15 protein-coding genes are annotated in these 15,191 nt (G+C 63.1%); 9 read left to right on the top strand and 6 right to left on the bottom strand.

Annotation, left to right across the window (positions count from 1 at the left end):
- Nucleotides 1–60 precede the first annotated feature (60 nt).
- Nucleotides 61–1,077, top strand: coding sequence for a succinylglutamate desuccinylase/aspartoacylase family protein (locus tag M5C56_RS26650; RefSeq protein WP_103497213.1), 1,017 nt, complete (start codon nucleotides 61–63; stop codon nucleotides 1,075–1,077).
- Nucleotides 1,078–1,097: 20 nt separating this feature from the next.
- Here M5C56_RS26650 and M5C56_RS26645 read toward each other — a convergent pair whose 3' ends face one another.
- A complete protein-coding gene (locus M5C56_RS26645) occupies nucleotides 1,098–2,246 on the bottom strand; it encodes an HEXXH motif-containing putative peptide modification protein (RefSeq protein ID WP_103497214.1) in 1,149 nt (382 codons plus the stop codon).
- A 203-nt stretch (nucleotides 2,247–2,449) separates the two neighbouring features.
- On the bottom strand, nucleotides 2,450–2,707 hold the full coding sequence (locus M5C56_RS26640; protein WP_103497215.1) for an Os1348 family NHLP clan protein: 258 nt from the start codon (nucleotides 2,705–2,707) through the stop codon (nucleotides 2,450–2,452).
- Nucleotides 2,708–3,053: 346 nt separating this feature from the next.
- Between M5C56_RS26640 and lexA the strand changes: the two genes are divergently transcribed.
- From lexA to M5C56_RS26620, 4 genes are read left to right on the top strand one after another with little or no spacing between them, the layout of a single operon-like run.
- Nucleotides 3,054–3,674, top strand: coding sequence for a transcriptional repressor LexA (gene lexA / locus M5C56_RS26635; RefSeq protein WP_103497216.1), 621 nt, complete (start codon nucleotides 3,054–3,056; stop codon nucleotides 3,672–3,674).
- Nucleotides 3,671–4,303: a translesion DNA synthesis-associated protein ImuA gene (gene imuA, locus M5C56_RS26630; protein WP_103497217.1), complete on the top strand. Its 633-nt coding sequence runs from the start codon at nucleotides 3,671–3,673 to the stop codon at nucleotides 4,301–4,303. The genes lexA and imuA overlap by 4 nt, the downstream gene beginning before the upstream one ends.
- A gap of 7 nt (nucleotides 4,304–4,310) precedes the next feature.
- On the top strand, nucleotides 4,311–5,729 hold the full coding sequence (locus M5C56_RS26625; RefSeq protein WP_103497218.1) for a DNA polymerase Y family protein: 1,419 nt from the start codon (nucleotides 4,311–4,313) through the stop codon (nucleotides 5,727–5,729).
- On the top strand, nucleotides 5,726–8,806 hold the full coding sequence (locus M5C56_RS26620; RefSeq protein WP_103497219.1) for an error-prone DNA polymerase: 3,081 nt from the start codon (nucleotides 5,726–5,728) through the stop codon (nucleotides 8,804–8,806). Before M5C56_RS26625 ends, M5C56_RS26620 begins: the two co-directional genes overlap by 4 nt.
- A gap of 10 nt (nucleotides 8,807–8,816) precedes the next feature.
- Here M5C56_RS26620 and M5C56_RS26615 read toward each other — a convergent pair whose 3' ends face one another.
- Complete coding sequence (locus M5C56_RS26615; protein ID WP_103497220.1) at nucleotides 8,817–9,041, bottom strand: YgdI/YgdR family lipoprotein; 225 nt, start codon at nucleotides 9,039–9,041, stop codon at nucleotides 8,817–8,819.
- Nucleotides 9,042–9,200: 159 nt separating this feature from the next.
- Here M5C56_RS26615 and M5C56_RS26610 point away from each other — a divergent pair, with 159 nt between their 5' ends.
- Nucleotides 9,201–9,902 carry a glutathione S-transferase N-terminal domain-containing protein gene (locus M5C56_RS26610; RefSeq protein ID WP_103497221.1) on the top strand — a complete coding sequence of 234 codons (702 nt, stop codon included), beginning with the start codon at nucleotides 9,201–9,203 and terminating at the stop codon, nucleotides 9,900–9,902.
- Between the two features lie 64 nt (nucleotides 9,903–9,966).
- Here M5C56_RS26610 and M5C56_RS26605 read toward each other — a convergent pair whose 3' ends face one another.
- Nucleotides 9,967–10,581: a TetR/AcrR family transcriptional regulator gene (locus M5C56_RS26605; protein ID WP_177098829.1), complete on the bottom strand. Its 615-nt coding sequence runs from the start codon at nucleotides 10,579–10,581 to the stop codon at nucleotides 9,967–9,969.
- 103 nt (nucleotides 10,582–10,684) lie between these two features.
- Between M5C56_RS26605 and M5C56_RS26600 the strand changes: the two genes are divergently transcribed.
- Nucleotides 10,685–11,272 (top strand): hydrolase, encoded by a 588-nt coding sequence (locus M5C56_RS26600; protein WP_103497223.1) that lies wholly within the window; start codon nucleotides 10,685–10,687, stop codon nucleotides 11,270–11,272.
- On the opposite strand, the gene M5C56_RS26595 is transcribed toward M5C56_RS26600, so the two are convergent.
- Together M5C56_RS26595 and M5C56_RS26590 are read right to left on the bottom strand one after the other, a co-directional pair.
- A complete protein-coding gene (locus tag M5C56_RS26595) occupies nucleotides 11,273–12,112 on the bottom strand; it encodes an NAD-dependent protein deacetylase (protein ID WP_103497224.1) in 840 nt (279 codons plus the stop codon). It abuts the gene before it with no gap.
- 92 nt (nucleotides 12,113–12,204) lie between these two features.
- Nucleotides 12,205–12,546 (bottom strand): FKBP-type peptidyl-prolyl cis-trans isomerase, encoded by a 342-nt coding sequence (locus tag M5C56_RS26590; protein WP_103497225.1) that lies wholly within the window; start codon nucleotides 12,544–12,546, stop codon nucleotides 12,205–12,207.
- Nucleotides 12,547–12,848: 302 nt separating this feature from the next.
- On the opposite strand from M5C56_RS26590, the gene M5C56_RS26585 reads away from it, so the two are divergent.
- Nucleotides 12,849–13,916 carry a sensor domain-containing diguanylate cyclase gene (locus M5C56_RS26585; RefSeq protein ID WP_103497226.1) on the top strand — a complete coding sequence of 356 codons (1,068 nt, stop codon included), beginning with the start codon at nucleotides 12,849–12,851 and terminating at the stop codon, nucleotides 13,914–13,916.
- A 166-nt stretch (nucleotides 13,917–14,082) separates the two neighbouring features.
- The gene (locus M5C56_RS26580; RefSeq protein WP_103497233.1) at nucleotides 14,083–15,102 is read left to right on the top strand and encodes a branched-chain amino acid aminotransferase; all 1,020 of its coding nucleotides are present in this window, start codon (nucleotides 14,083–14,085) and stop codon (nucleotides 15,100–15,102) included.
- Nucleotides 15,103–15,191 lie beyond the last annotated feature (89 nt).

Raw genomic sequence — 15,191 nt, 5'->3', positions numbered from 1 at the left:
TTCCACTGTCGAGGCTGACGATGGATTGATTTTCAACGTTTATGAGAAGAGGGCAAGGTTATGGCGCGGGATATTTCGTTCAGCATCCGGGGCAATAACGGTGAGGACTTGAAGGTTGGCGCCTGGCGTTTCGAGGGCGGCGGCGAGGGGCCGAAGGTGCATTTGCAGGCCGGGGTGCATGCCGATGAGATCGCCGGCATGCTGGTGCTGCACCTGCTGATGCCACGCCTTCAACAAGCCGAGTCCGAGGGCCGCCTCAAGGGCCGCGTGACCGTGGTGCCCCAGGCCAACCCGTTGGGTATCGGGCAGTTTCGCCATGGACGGATTCTCGGGCGCTTTCATGAGGGCACCGGGCAGAACTTCAATCGCTCATTCGACCAGTCGCAGGCGCTGGCGCGGCCGGCGACCAATGTCCAGCACTGGCAAAAATGCCTGGTGGAACTGGCGGCCACGGCGGACCTGGTGCTCGACCTGCACACCGACGACGAAGCGTTGCCCTATGTCTATATCCACCGTGCGTTCTGGCCCAAGGGCCAGGCATTGGCGGCGGCGCTGAAGATGGACCTGGCGATCATCTGGGATGACGGCGGCGACGGTTCCTTCGAGGAAACCCTTATCGCCCCCTGGCTGCGCGACGGCGATAGCGCGCAACGTTTTGCCGCGACCCTGGAGTTGCGCGGACAGGGCGATGTCAGCGATCACCTGGCCGGGCAGGATGCCGATGGCCTGTATGCCTGGCTGTGTGCCGTCGGGGTGATCGACGAGGCACCGCCGCTGCTGGATTGGCCGGTGCAGGCGGTGGAGATGGGGCATATGGAGACAATCCTGGCGCCACGGCCAGGGGTGCTGGTCTTTGAAAAGGAACTGGGCGACTTCGTCGAGGAAGGGCAGCGTTTTGCCCGGATCGTCGGGCGCCCCGGGGACGCCGCTTCCGAGGTGATCCTGCAGGCGGCCCAGGCCGGGCGGATGGTCACCCGCCACCGCGACCGCCTGATCGCGCAAGGTTCGGTGGCGGCGAAATTCACTGGCAGCCGGGTGTCGCACAACTGGACGGGCGGATTGCTCGATCCCAACTAGCCCGCCGGCAACCCTGTTTTCTACACGGCCATGCCCATGGCCGGCTTGTTGCCCGTCGTTGCGCTCGACTGGCTCAGCAGGCCGGCATGGCGACTGCGCAAGGCGTGCACCTCCAGGGCAAGATTGTCCATGAAGGTCCGGCCCCGGGGCGTGAACTCGTCACAGGCCTCAAGTTCCGGCAGGGCCTTGATCAGGCCACGCAGGATGTCGAGCATCCGCTCTTCGGCCCGTTGCATTTCCGAGGCCGGGCGCTGGCGCACGCGCTCCAGGTATTTGACCTGGGCAAGCGCGGCGAAGAAGGCATGGACATAACCATGGAGATCGCGCTGCAGGCCGGACCAGGGCAGGCTGAACAGGCGTTCCCCGGCGCGTTGCTCATCGATGATCGGGCAGACCTCGACCAGGCTGTACAACAGTTGGTGGGTGGTTTCATGGACCAGCGATTCTTCGATTTCAAGAATCGAGTGGTCCTTGGCCGAAAGCAGGATAACGCCGGTGTAGCGCGCCGCCGAACAGCTGCGGAAGGTGCTGTCGGGCAGGTAGCAGATCAGCTTGACCAGGTGCCGGAACTGCTCGTAGCAGGCCGGCCAGGTATTGGCGATACGCGACAGGGCAACGCTGACCACGTCGCGGAAAAAGTGCAGGGAGTAACCACTGCGCTCCAGGTGTTTGCGGGTGCTTTCGTCTTCGGGGAACTCATAGCTGGGCGGTGTCGTGGCGGCGATCAGCGGATCGACATTGAAGCGCCGGATCGGCGGATGGTTCGAATACTTGTGATCGACCGCCGTCTGGGTAATGCGTTGCAGCACTGCCGGCAACTCCAGGAGCATATCCTGCAAGGAGGCAGTGTTGTCCGCCTGTTTGGTCAGTACCGCGTTGGCATGTTGAAACGCCAGGGCCATCCAGATCTGGAACACCGGATCGTTGATGATCAGGCGGCGCTGGGTGACCGGCAGCAGGATCAGGTGCACCGCACTGGAGAAAAACGGATCGAGCCTGGGATTGCCCTCGAAACGCTGGAAGCATTCGGCATAGAGTGCGGCGAAGGTGCTGTAGCGCTGTTGGCTGAGTCGATCGAGCAAACGGTGAAAACGGTCCGGGGTGGCATCGGGCAAAAACGTGTTGTATTGGAACAGTTCGTCGAGCTGGGATTGCAATCGGGTGGTCATGTCGGTGTCCTCGGGATGTAACTCGATAAATGACGAGCGCGCAATAACCCTCCTTCAAAAAAGAGAGGTGTCGGAATTTAAAGTGTTGGCCGTGCTCGGAGCAGCGAGAATCAATAGACGTTCGTTGGAGGTTTATTGAGTGGGGCGTAACAAGCGCTTCATGATATTCATCCTAGCGATATCTTTCGGACGCTGGCGCGGGCTTAATCGGTTCGAACCTGTTGCTGGTCGAAACTGGCGCGAGCCGTGAGCGGGCTGTGCAGGGCTTTCGAGGCCGCCACCAATTGCCCAAGGTCCAGGCCCTTGAGCGCCACCACTTCGTCGATCCGCAGGGGCATGTCCAGGTCTTTACCGGCGTTGCCTGGATTGATATGCAACTGCGCGGCGAATGATTCATCGCTTATTGCTCTGTTCAATATGATGGCGAGACGTTCCTGAGAGTGGAAGTTGGAATGGGGCATGTCGGTCTCCGGATAACGGTTGAAACTTTTATGGATGAGCAGGCCAGGGGGGCTGTTTTCAATGGGGGATGCCCGAGTGAATATAGCAAGATGATTTCATTTTTCAATATGTGCTTATTGATTTTATGAAGTATGGATGGGAAGGATTCGAAGAGTTGTTAGTTGTGGTTGTAAGAAAGAGGCTTCAATGTTTTATGGGTGAGATAGTTCTGTAGTTTTATTCTGATATAGAGAGTGGAAACCTATTCCGATATTCGGACCTGGCCATTGGCTTTCACGAAGCCGATGTGGGCAAGCCCGTGTCTCGACTGATGGCTCTTGTCAGGGAAATCCCACAGGAGTACAAATGTACTCCATGACGACTTTAACTCCCCGCCGTACCGCCATCCTGACCTTTATCCGCGAGCGCATCGTGCGTAACGGCCAGCCCCCGAGCCTTGCCGAGATCGCCGAGGCCTTTGGTTTCGCCTCCCGCAGCGTGGCACGCAAGCACGTGGTGGCTTTGGCCGAGGGCGGTTTTATCGAGGTCAACGCCCATCAGGCGCGAGGCATCCGCCTGCTCGATCAGGCGCCCCGGGCCGCGTTGCTGGATATCCCGCTGCTGGGCCGGGTCGCGGCGGGCCGGCCGATCGATGTCGATGCCCAGGAGCATCGCCGCCTGCTGCTCGACCCCGCCCTGTTTTCCCGGGCGCCGGATTACCTGCTGCAGGTGCAGGGCGACTCGATGATCGGCGATGGCATTCTTGACGGTGACCTGGTGGCGGTACGCCGCACGGGCGAGGTGCGCAACGGCCAGATCGTCGTGGCCCGGCTGGAAGGCGAGGTCACCATCAAGCGCTTCGAACGGACGGCCGCGGGCATCCGCCTGTTGCCGCGCAACCCGGCCTATGAGCCTATCGTTGTCGATCCCGAGCACCAGGAGTTGTCCATCGAAGGCGTGTTCTGCGGTCTGGTACGGCCGGCATGAGGGGCGCGGTGGTGGCCCTGGATACGCTGCTCGACGAGCGGCGGGTGTGGAGAGGCCGGGCGGGCGCGCCGCTGGCCGAGCCGCAGTCCGATCGCCAGCCCAGCGGCCACGTGACCCTCGACGCCGCTTTGCCCGGCGGTGGCTGGCCGCCGGCAGCGTTGACGGAAATCCTGATTGCCGGGGAGGGTGTCGGTGAGTTGCAACTGGTCTGGCCGACCCTGGCGCGGCTGTCGGCTCGGGGCGAGCGCATTGTCCTGGTAGCACCGCCCCATGTGCCCTATCCCCAGGCGTGGTTGAGCGCGGGGGTGGACCTGCGGCAGTTGTCGGTGATCCAGGCGCCGCCGCGGGATGCCTTGTGGGCCGCCGAACAATGCCTGCGTTCCGGCAGTTGCGGCGCGGTGCTGTGCTGGCCGCTGCAGGCCGATGACCGGGCCTTGCGGCGCTTGCAGGTGGCGGCGGAAACCGGCCAGACCCTGGCCTTCGCCTATCGTTCGCTGGAGGAGGCGATCAACCCGTCGCCGGCGGCCCTGCGGATTGCCGTCGAGGGCCGTCCCGCGCAGTTGCGGGTGCTCAAGTGCCGGGGCGGGTTGGCCCATTCGGCGCCGATTGCCTTCAGCACCGGGCATTGAGGCGGGTATGCGTTGGGTCTGTATTGTTTTTCCGCAATTGGCACTGGACGGGGTGCTGCGGCGAACCCCTGAGCCTGACGCGCCGCTGGCACTGTTGACGGGTTCGCCGCAACGCCGGGTGGTGCAGGCGGTGAATGCGTCGGCGCGGGCCTTGGGCCTGTGTCCCGGGCAATCGCTGACCGCCGCCCATGCCTTGACCAAGGCCTTTGCCAGCGCCGAATACGATCCCGCCGAAATCGAACAGTGGCAGCAGTTTCTCGCCGCCTGGGCCTATCGCTTCAGTTCCCAGGTCAGCCTGCGGTATCCGCGGGCCTTGCTGTTCGAGATCGAATCCAGCCTGGGCCTGTTCGGACCCTGGCCGCAATTGGAAGCGCGCTTGCGTGAAGAACTGACCGGCCTGGGCTTTCGTCACCGGATCGTGGTCGCGCCCAATCCGGCGGCGGCCCGGGTCCTGGCCAATGCCTACGATGGTCTGGCCCTGGCGGACAACGGGTCCTTGCGCCAGGCCCTGGGGCAGATGCCGATCGACCGGGTCGGGTTGGAAAAAGAGGCGGCCACGGCTTTGTCGCGCATGGGACTGCGGACCCTGGCGCAAGTGCTGGCCTTGCCCCGGCATAGCCTGGCGCGGCGCTTCGAGGCGTCGTTGCTCAAACACCTCGACACCTTGCTCGGCGAGCGGCCGCTGGCCCTGGCGTTCTACCTGCCGCCGGATCGCTTCGTGGCGCGGATCGAGTTGAATTTCGACGTGACCTCGAATCAGGCCTTGCTGTTTCCCTTGCGTCGCCTGACCGGGGATCTGTCGGCGTTTCTCTGTGGGCGTGACAGCGGTGTGCAGCGCTTCGAATTGATCCTGGAACATGCCGGGGTCGCGGACACGCGGATCAAGGTCGGCCTGCTGAGTGCCGAGCGTGACCCTTCGATGCTCTTCGAACTGGCCCGTGGGCGACTGGAGCAGGTCCAGGTCGAGGCGGCGGTGCGTGGTTTTCGCCTGGAGGCCGAGGACCTGCCGGCCTTTGTCCCGCAGCATCGCGAACTCTTCGACGAACGCCCGCAACAGTCTCTGCCCTGGGAGCAACTGCGCGAGCGCCTGCGCGCCCGGTTGGGTGATGACGCTGTTCAGGGCCTGCGTTTCCAGGCCGATCACCGCCCCGAATGCGCCTGGCAGCCGCTGCCGGCAAGCACCGCCGAGCCACTGGCGGCCGCCGGACCATTGCGCCCCGGCTGGCTGCTCAAAACGCCGTTGCCATTGCCCGAACAGGCGGCGCGGGTCCTGCTGGGGCCGGAGCGGATCGAGTCGGGCTGGTGGGACGGCGCGGATGTGCGCCGCGATTATTACCTGATCGAGACCCGTGCCGGTCGCCACGCCTGGGCCTATCGCACGGTGGGGGAAAGTGGCCCCTTGCTGTTGCAGGGCTGGTTCGCATGAGTGGCGAATACGCCGAGCTGCATTGCCTGTCGAACTTCAGTTTCCAGCGCGGGGCTTCCAGTGCCCGGGAGTTGTTCGAACGGGCCAAGGAGCAGGGCTATCAAGCCCTGGCGATCACCGATGAATGCACCCTGGCCGGGATTGTCCGGGCCTGGCAGGCCGCGCAGGACAGCGGTCTGCCGCTGATCATCGGCAGTGAAATGCGGATCGAGAATGGACCTCGGGTAGTGTTGCTGGTGGAAGACCTGCTGGGTTACCAGGCCCTTTGCCGATTGATCACCCAGGCCCGGCGTCGTTCGGACAAGGGTTGTTATCAAGTGCTGCGGGCGGACTTCGAGCAGGCGCTGCCTGGGCTACTGGCGTTGTGGCTGCCTGAACAGAGCATTAGCGACGTCGATGGCCGCTGGTTGCGCGAGCGTTTTCCCGAACGGCTATGGCTGGCGGTGGAACTGCATTGCGGCCAGGATGATGATCGACGTTTGGCGCGCTTGCTGGCCCTGGCCGACGAACTGGCGATTCGCGCCGTGGCCAGCGGCGATGTGCATATGCATGTGCGGGCCCGCCGTGCCCTGCAGGACACCATGACCGCCATTCGCCTGCACACCCGGGTGGCCGATGCCGGGCAGCAGTTGCATGCCAATGGCGAGCGACATCTGCGCAGCCTTGAGGCCTTGCGCGAGATTTATCCGACGTCCTTGCTGGCCGAAACCCAGGTCATTGCCCGGCGTTGCACCTTCGACCTCGGCCAACTGCGCTACCAGTACCCCCGTGAGCTGGTGCCGGAATGGCAGACCCCGACATCCTGGCTGCGGCATCTGACGGAGGAGGGCATCCGTCGACGTTGGCCGGAAGGGATCAATACCCGGGTTCGCGACCTGATCGAAAAAGAGCTGACACTGATCGCCGAGCTGGACTACGACAGTTATTTCCTGACGGTGCAGGATATCGTCGACTTCGCCCGCAGGCAGGGCATTCTCTGCCAGGGGCGCGGTTCGGCGGCGAACTCGGTGGTGTGTTATGCCCTGGGGATCACCGAGTTGAACCCGGATCGCACCAACATGCTGTTCGAGCGCTTCCTCTCCCGCGAGCGCAACGAACCACCGGATATCGATGTCGACTTCGAGCACGATCGCCGCGAAGAGGTACTGCAATACGTATTTCGGCGTTATGGCCGAAACCGCGCGGCGTTGACGGCGGTGGTCAGCACCTATCACGGCGCGGGGGCGGTGCGCGATGTGGCCAAGGCGCTGGGCCTGCCGCCGGACCAGATCAATGCCCTGGCCGACGCCTGCGGCCACTGGAGCGATGAGCCGCCGGCAGCGGAACGCCTGCGCGAAAACGGTTTCGATCCCGACAGCCCGGTGCTGCGCCGGGTCCTGGGGCTGACCCGGCAACTGATCGGCTTTCCCCGGCACCTGTCCCAGCATCCAGGCGGTTTCGTGATTTCCGAGCAACCGCTGGAGACCCTGGTCCCGGTGGAAAACGCCGCCATGGCCGAACGGACGATTATCCAGTGGGACAAGGACGACCTGGACAAGGTCGGTCTGCTCAAGGTCGATGTCCTGGCCCTGGGCATGCTCAGCGCACTGCGTCGCTGTTTCGACCTGGTGCAGCAGTATCGCGGCGGGCCGCGCTGGACCCTGGCGAGCCTGCCGCCGGACGATAAGCCGACCTATGAAATGATCGGCCGGGCCGACACCATCGGCGTGTTCCAGATCGAGTCGCGGGCGCAGATGTCGATGCTGCCTCGGCTCAAACCGAAGAATTTCTATGACCTGGTGATTGAGGTGGCGATTGTCCGGCCGGGGCCGATCCAGGGCGGCATGGTGCACCCGTACCTGCGGCGGCGAAACAAGGAAGAGCTTGCGACCTACCCGTCGCCGGAACTGGAAGAGGTCCTGAAGCGCACCCTGGGGGTGCCGCTGTTTCAGGAACAGGTCATGCAGATCGCGGTGGTGGCGGCGGACTACACCCCGGGCGAGGCCGATCAGTTGCGCCGCTCCATGGCCGCCTGGAAGCGCCATGGCGGGCTTGAGCCGCACCGTCTGCGACTGGCCGAGGGCATGGCGAAGAACGGTTATGCGCCGGAATTTGCCGCGCAGATCTTCGAGCAGATCAAGGGTTTTGGCAGCTACGGTTTCCCCGAGTCCCATGCCGCCAGCTTTGCCTTGCTGACCTACGCCAGTTGCTGGTTGAAGTGCCATGAGCCGGCGGCGTTTGCCTGTGCGCTGATCAACAGCTGGCCGATGGGCTTCTACAGCCCTGATCAGATCCTCCAGGATGCCCGGCGGCATCAGTTGCAGATTCGTCCGGTGGATGTGCGGGCCAGCGATTGGGAGTGCAGCCTGGAGCCGACCGATGGCCCACAGCCGGCGTTGCGCCTGGGTTTACGTATGATTCGCGGGTTTCGCGAGGAGGATGCGCGGCGGATCGAAGTGGCACGCAAGGCAGGGGGCTTCGAGGATATCGCCGACCTGGGTGAGCGGGCGCGACTGGATACCCGGGCTCAGGAACTGCTGGCCGATGCCGGTGCCTTGCAGGGGTTGGCGGGTGACCGTTATCAGGCGCGCTGGGAAGTGGCTGGGGTCGAGGCGCAGCTTGGGCTGTTTGCCGGGTTGTCGAGGCAAACCGAAACCCCGGTGGCCTTGCCGCGCCCGAGTGTCGGCGAGGACCTGCAAGCGGATTACGCCAGCCTTGGCACGACCTTGGGGCCGCATCCGCTGGCGTTGTTGCGCGGGCAATTGCAAGCCATGCGCTGTCGCAGTTCGCGGGAGCTGCTGGAGGTCGAACACGGGCGGCCGGTGAGCATTGTCGGCCTGGTCACCGGACGCCAGCGACCGGGCACGGCCAGCGGGGTGACCTTTGTCACCCTGGAGGACGAATTCGGCAACGTCAACGTGGTGGTCTGGCGCGACCTGGCCGAGCGGCAACGGCAAGTGCTGGTGGGCGCCCAGTTGCTGAAAGTCGACGGGCGCCTGGAATCCGAGGGCGACGTCCGGCATGTGATTGCCGGACGCCTGGGCGACCTGGGTTCACTGCTGGCGGATATCACCGTGCGCAGCCGGGATTTTCGCTGAGGTCTGGATATCAATCCTTCGGTTTGACCGTCGCCACATCGGACGCCTTGACCCGCACCTCTTTGCCGGAAATATCCTTGAACTCATAGAAACCATCGGCGGAGTGGGTTTGGGGTGTATCCCTGGTGATGTACTCGGTGCCGTTCTGCAAGGTCACCACCGTAGGCGTGGAACAGCCCGCCACGCTCAGGAATGTTGCTGCCAGCAATGGCAGACTGAGAATTTTCAGATACATGATGCCCTCTCTGTTTCAGTGATTGACGGTCCATGGCGCAGAAAAATCTCATGCCCGGCGCTACAGGCACGGCCACTGGCTGTGCCTATAATCAGCGCCCTGACGGGTGTATGGTCCTGACCCGTTGCCGCATTCCCTACCGCTTGCTGGAAGCTTTCCATGACTGATCTTTCCGAGTTCACCATCACGCATAAATGGCCTGCACAACATCCAGACCGCCTCCAGCTCTATTCGTTGCCTACGCCCAACGGCGTCAAGGTTTCGATCCTGCTCGAAGAGCTGGGCCTGCCCTATGAAGCGCACCTGGTCAGTTTCGCCAGCAATGACCAGCTGACGCCGGAATTCATGGCGTTGAACCCCAACAACAAGATCCCGGCCATCATCGACCCCAACGGTCCCGACGGCCAGCCGCTGCCGTTGTTCGAGTCCGGGGCGATCCTGATCTACCTCGCCGAGAAAACCGGGCGCTTCATGTCCAAGGACCTGACGCGGCGCTATGAAACCATCCAGTGGGTGATGTTTCAGATGGGCGGCATCGGACCGATGTTCGGCCAGCTCGGTTTCTTCAATAAATTCGCCGGCAAGGACTACGAGGACAAGCGCCCGCGCGACCGTTACGTGGCCGAGAGCAAGCGCCTGCTGGGGGTGCTGGACCAGCGCCTGGAAAGCCGCCGCTGGATCATGGGCGACGACTACAGCATCGCCGATATCGCCACCTTCCCGTGGATTCGCAACCTGATCGGTTTCTACGAGGCCGGCGACCTGGTGGGCATCCAGGACTTCCCCCATGTGCTCCGCGCCCTGGAGCAGTTCGTGGCGCGCCCGGCGGTGATCAAGGGCCTGACCATTCCGTCGGCATAAAAAGATCGCCCGGCACTGTCACCCAGGGAGCACAGGGGAACCGCCGAAGGGCCTTCGGCAGTTTCTACAGTGAGTCCAGATGCTGGCCCAACATGCTCTTGAACGTCTGGAGGACGTCTTCGGCGATCTCGGCGGGCTCACGGGCCTTGAGCGATACGGCGATTTTCATCAGTTCCAGCAGCATCACCGCCGTCAGTGCATGGCGCTCGGCCGGCAGCGGCGGTTGTGCCTGGGCCAGCAGCCCGGTCAGCAGCGACAGCAAGCCTGAGCGCGTGGCGGCCTTGGCTTTCTTGTCGATATCGCGCCGCTCGGCCAGGGCGATAAACGCCGGATTCTCCTCCAGAAACAGCGACAACTCCTCCAGTATCCGCTCGGCTATCTGTCGTGGGCTCAGGTTGGGTGCCTGTGGCGCCAGGCTTTCGAGCCGGCCTCGGAGCATCTCCAGTTGCGCGCTGTGCAGGGCCTGGGCCAGCAGCGCCTTGGTGGGAAAGTACTGGTACAGCGAACCAATCGACGCCTGGGCCAGGGCGGCCACTTCGGTCATGGTCGCCGCGTCATAACCTTGTTCGGCAAAGACCCGGGCAGCGGCGGCCATCAGCTCGGCCACGCGCTGCTTGCCGCGTTCCAGGCGCGGCGTGTGGATGCTGACATTTTTTTTACTTGAAGTTTGTGAGGGCATCCTCATATCCTGATTGTGAGGCTATCCTCATATTCTAACCGCAGCTTCGCCGTTCGCGCTTGCCTGGTTGCGCAAGCCGACGTCCGTCGATCAGGAGATCATCATGTCGCTTACCCTCGATCCTCGTACCTGTGCCCTTGTGATCATCGACCTGCAGCAGGGGATCATGGCCATGCCGGTTGCGCCTCACACCTCGCAAGCCGTCGCCGAACGGGCCGCGCGGCTTGGTGAGCACCTGACCCAGGCGGGTGGTCTGGTGGTCGCCGTGCGCGTGGGTTTCGCCAGCGACTACGCCGACAAACTCAATCAGCCGGTGGATATGCCGATGGCCGTGCCGCCGGGTGGCCTGCCGGAAGACTGGGCGCTGCTGACCCCTGTGATCGCTGCCTTGAACGCCCCGGTGCAGATCACCAAGCACAGCTGGAGCGCCTTCTACGGCACTGAACTGGACCTGCAATTGCGTCGTCGCGGGATTACCACTGTGATTGTCTGTGGTATCGCCAGTAACTCCGGGGTCGAATCCACTGCCCGGGATGCCTGGCACCACAACTACGCCGTGGTGGTGGCCGAAGACGCCTGCGCGGGCCTCGGCGAAGACACCCATCGTTTCTCCATGGAGAAGGTCATGCCGCGCATTGCCCGGGTCCGTTCGACCCAGGCGCTGATCGAGGCGTTGCCCATCCGTTGCTGATCAGCCCAGGCGCTCGACCAGCAGCGGCAGCAACTGTTCGCACGAGGCTTCGAACTTGAAGTTCAGCAACTCATCGGCGCGGGTCTTGCCCAGGTTGATGGCGATCAGCGGCTTGCCGCGCTCGGCCATCAGCTTGCATAGCCGGAAGGCCGAATAGGCCATCAGCGACGAGCCGATCACCAGCAACCCCGCCGCCTGCTCGGCGCTGGCCAGGGCCCTGGCAGCGGTGAGCGGAGCGACGTTTTCGCCGAAGAACACCACGTCGGGTTTCAAGCGATCGCCATCGCACTGCGGGCAGCGGGGTACTTGGAAGCGCGACTCGAAGGCGGCGTCCAGCAGGGTGTCGCCGTCGGGCGCCTGGACCGCTTCGATCCCCGTGAGATAGGGGTTCTGCGCCTCCAGCATAAGCTGGACGGCATCGCGCTCCAGGCGAGCGCCGCAATCCAGGCACAGGACCTTGTGCAGGCTGCCATGCAGCTCGATGACATCGTGACTGCCGGCCTGCTCATGCAGGGTATCGACGTTCTGGGTGATCAGGCCGCTGAGGCGGTGTTGCGCCTGCAGGCTGGCCAGCGCCCGGTGGGCTGCGTTCGGCCGGGCCATGCGCACCCGCGGCCAGCCGAGCATGGCCCTGGCCCAGTAGCGGCGCCGGGCCTGGGGCGAGCCGAGGAATTCCTGAATCATCATCGGCGGTTTACCCCTGCGCACGCCGTCGCTGTCACGGTAATCCGGGATGCCGGAAGAGGTGCTGATACCGGCGCCGGTGAGCACCAGAAAGGGCTGCTCGGCCATCAGTGGCAAGAGCGTTTCCAGGGCCGCGCTGACTTGCGGATCGGGCATGGGGACATCTCCGGTTATCGAGCGGCTGACACGGCGGTGATGGGGCCGTGCATGTCGTCGTGATCGAAGCTCAAGGATAGACGCAGGTGTGCTCAATCGTCCCGTGTCAGCACTTCCAGCAACTCGATTTCAAAGGTCAGGTCGGCACCTGGTGCGACGAGTGAGCCCATGCCGCATTCTCCGTAGGCCAGGTGCGCCGGCACGAACAATCGGCGTTTGCCGCCGACTTTCATGCCCATCAGGCCGATATCCCAGCCCTTTATCACTCGTCCTGTGCCGATCACGCACTGGAACGGCTTGCCACGGCTGTGGGACGAGTCGAACTCGCTGCCATCTTCGAGCGTACCGCGATAATGCGTGGTGATCAGCGCGCCCTTGACCACGGCCTTGCCGTCGCCTGGGCGGACGTCGGTGATCTGTAATTCGTTATTCATTGGTTCCTCTCCCGTTAATTGGCGCAGGGGCCCTGTCTGGCAGGCGTTTTCTCAGAATAAGGCTGATTTAGCAATGAGTTGTCGGCAATTCCCGGCCTGCAGGAGCGTTGGGGTAGCACGGTGCTTGAGGCGGTGCGTTTGAGCGGCGGCCGGAGTCATGGCCGGTTTCGGCGTTCATCAGTCGTTGATGGCCGAAACGGCGGCCCACTAAAAAAACATGGGCGCACGTTCAGTGTGGATTAAGATAGCCACTGGCCATTTAGTCATCGTGTGTCCATGTTCAAATCCCTTGGTTTTCAATCATGACCCCATGGCTTGAGGTCGTTGTCGTCGTGCCCGTGATCGCCTTGATCGCGGTGCTGTTTCGTCGTGAGCGCAAGGCTCGTCGGGAACTGGCCGAATGCCGGGCACTGTTGCAGCAGGTGAACGAATGTCACCGACGGGTCGAAGCCGCCGACGATGTCGAACGTTTCAAGCGCAGCCAGTACTTTGCCCGCATCGGCACCTGGGACTGGGACGTCGATACCGAGAAGCTCTACTGGTCGGAGGCCATCTACGGCATGTTCGGCTACAAGGTGGGCGAGGTGATCCCGTCCTACGAACTGTTCTGCGCCAGCGTGCACCCCGAAGACCGGGCCAGGGTGCGGGCCGGGGAGGCGCGTTGCATCGAGACCGGCGAGAACCACGACGAGGAATACCGGGTGATCTGGCCGGACGGCAGCGTCCACTGGTTGCGCGAGACCGGCAATGTGGTGAAGAACATCCATGACTCGGCGATCAAGATGATGGGGGTGGTGCGTGATATCACCGAGGAAAAGGCCTGGGCCAGCCAGTTGCATACCCTGGCCCACCACGACGCACTGACCGGGCTGCCCAATCGGCTGGTGCTGGAGGAGCGTTTGTCCAGGGCTCTGGAACGTGCCCGTACCCAGGCCTCCCGGGTGATCCTGGTGTTCCTCGACCTCAACGGTTTCAAGGACATCAACGATGTACACGGGCATGCGGCCGGTGATCGGATCCTGGTCACCACGGCAACCCGCCTGAAAAACCTGATGCGGACCTCGGATACGGTGGCGCGCATCGGTGGCGATGAGTTCGTGTTGGTCCTCGAAGGGCTGGCCCAGCAGGGCAACGGCCGGTTGGAGGAGGTTCACCTGCTGTGCGAGAAAATCCTCGTCGAGTTATCGATGCCGATTATTCTTGGCGCTCAACCGGTGCAGATCGGCTGCAGCCTGGGGGTGGGGGTATTCCCGGATCATGCGCCGAGCATGGATACGCTGATCCATACCGCCGACCTGGCGATGTACGAAGCCAAGCGCAGCGGCAACAACCAATACCGCTTCGGACGCCAGGCCGTGCATGCCGACTGAAGGTCTCCCGCCGGCGTGCGGCGTGGAGGACCGGGCATAAACGCATGTGGGACATGCACGTCGTCCAGGCTGCGATTTCCTGTCTGAATAGAGTATTGTGGTTGCCTGCGAAAAAAATGTCATAAGCCTGAGCGATTCAGGCGGTTATCAGATGATTGAGGGTGCCATGGGTCAGGAAAGCATTAACTGGGACAAGCTGGGTTTCGATTACGTCAAGACCGACAAGCGCTACCTGTCGTACTACCGTAACGGTGAGTGGGACAACGGTGTGCTGACCGAAGACAACGTCCTGCATATCAGCGAAGGTTCGACCGCGCTGCACTACGGCCAGCAGTGCTTCGAAGGCATGAAGGCCTACCGTTGCAAGGACGGTTCGATCAACCTGTTCCGTCCTGACCAGAACGCCGCGCGCATGCAACGCAGCTGCTCGCGCCTGCTGATGCCGCACGTACCGACCGATGTGTTTATCGAAGCCTGCAAGCAGGTGGTCCGCGCCAACGAACGTTTCATCCCGCCTTACGGCACCGGCGGCGCGCTGTACCTGCGCCCGTTCGTGATCGGCGTGGGCGACAACATCGGCGTGCGTACCGCGCCCGAGTTCATCTTCTCGATCTTCTGCATTCCGGTCGGCGCCTACTTCAAGGGCGGCATGAAGCCGCACAACTTCGTGATCTCCAGCTATGACCGTGCCGCTCCGCAAGGCACCGGCGCGGCCAAGGTCGGTGGCAACTATGCCGCCAGCCTGATGCCGGGCGCCGAGGCCAAGAAGCGCGGCTTCGCCGACAGCATCTACCTGGACCCGCTGACCCACTCGAAGATCGAGGAAGTCGGTTCGGCCAACTTCTTCGGCATCACCCGCAACAACGAGTTCGTCACGCCGAAGTCGCCTTCGGTCTTGCCGGGTATCACCCGTCTGTCGCTGATCGAACTGGCCGAATCGCGCCTGGGCCTGAAGGTCATCGAAGGCGATGTGCTGATCGACAAGATCGCCGACTTCAAGGAAGCCGGTGCCTGCGGTACCGCCGCGGTGATCACGCCGATCGGTGGCATCGAGTACAACGGCAAGCTGCACGTGTTCCACAGCGAGACTGAAGTCGGTCCGGTGACCCAGCGCCTGTACAACGAACTGACCGGCGTGCAGACCGGTGACGTCGAAGCCCCGGCGGGTTGGATCGTCAAGGTCTGATGCGTATGGCGGCCTGATCCGGGCAGTCTTCTGAAGAGCCCGACCTGAGCAATCAGGTCGGGCTTTTTTTGTATGTGTCGTCTTGCCAC

This window comes from Pseudomonas sp. MWU13-2862, assembly GCF_023242495.1.
GTDB lineage: Bacteria > Pseudomonadota > Gammaproteobacteria > Pseudomonadales > Pseudomonadaceae > Aquipseudomonas > Aquipseudomonas gingeri_D.
The sequence above is the reverse complement of the archived record's forward strand: the minus strand, read 5'-3'. Positions and strand labels throughout refer to the sequence as shown.

What these genes read in the sequence shown, in the direction of transcription:
- M5C56_RS26625 (WP_103497218.1), top strand. Translation starts at nt 4,311, where the DNA reads ATGCGTTGGGTCTGTATTGTTTTTCCGCAATTGGCACTGGACGGGGTG.
- M5C56_RS26605 (WP_177098829.1), bottom strand. Translation starts at nt 10,581, where the DNA reads ATGCCCTCACAAACTTCAAGTAAAAAAAATGTCAGCATCCACACGCCG.
- M5C56_RS26650 (WP_103497213.1), top strand. Translation starts at nt 61, where the DNA reads ATGGCGCGGGATATTTCGTTCAGCATCCGGGGCAATAACGGTGAGGAC.
- M5C56_RS26590 (WP_103497225.1), bottom strand. Translation starts at nt 12,546, where the DNA reads ATGAATAACGAATTACAGATCACCGACGTCCGCCCAGGCGACGGCAAG.
- M5C56_RS26620 (WP_103497219.1), top strand. Translation starts at nt 5,726, where the DNA reads ATGAGTGGCGAATACGCCGAGCTGCATTGCCTGTCGAACTTCAGTTTC.
- M5C56_RS26640 (WP_103497215.1), bottom strand. Translation starts at nt 2,707, where the DNA reads ATGCCCCATTCCAACTTCCACTCTCAGGAACGTCTCGCCATCATATTG.
- M5C56_RS26645 (WP_103497214.1), bottom strand. Translation starts at nt 2,246, where the DNA reads ATGACCACCCGATTGCAATCCCAGCTCGACGAACTGTTCCAATACAAC.
- M5C56_RS26600 (WP_103497223.1), top strand. Translation starts at nt 10,685, where the DNA reads ATGTCGCTTACCCTCGATCCTCGTACCTGTGCCCTTGTGATCATCGAC.
- imuA (WP_103497217.1), top strand. Translation starts at nt 3,671, where the DNA reads ATGAGGGGCGCGGTGGTGGCCCTGGATACGCTGCTCGACGAGCGGCGG.
- lexA (WP_103497216.1), top strand. Translation starts at nt 3,054, where the DNA reads ATGTACTCCATGACGACTTTAACTCCCCGCCGTACCGCCATCCTGACC.
- M5C56_RS26615 (WP_103497220.1), bottom strand. Translation starts at nt 9,041, where the DNA reads ATGTATCTGAAAATTCTCAGTCTGCCATTGCTGGCAGCAACATTCCTG.
- M5C56_RS26610 (WP_103497221.1), top strand. Translation starts at nt 9,201, where the DNA reads ATGACTGATCTTTCCGAGTTCACCATCACGCATAAATGGCCTGCACAA.
- M5C56_RS26595 (WP_103497224.1), bottom strand. Translation starts at nt 12,112, where the DNA reads ATGCCCGATCCGCAAGTCAGCGCGGCCCTGGAAACGCTCTTGCCACTG.
- M5C56_RS26580 (WP_103497233.1), top strand. Translation starts at nt 14,083, where the DNA reads ATGGGTCAGGAAAGCATTAACTGGGACAAGCTGGGTTTCGATTACGTC.
- M5C56_RS26585 (WP_103497226.1), top strand. Translation starts at nt 12,849, where the DNA reads ATGACCCCATGGCTTGAGGTCGTTGTCGTCGTGCCCGTGATCGCCTTG.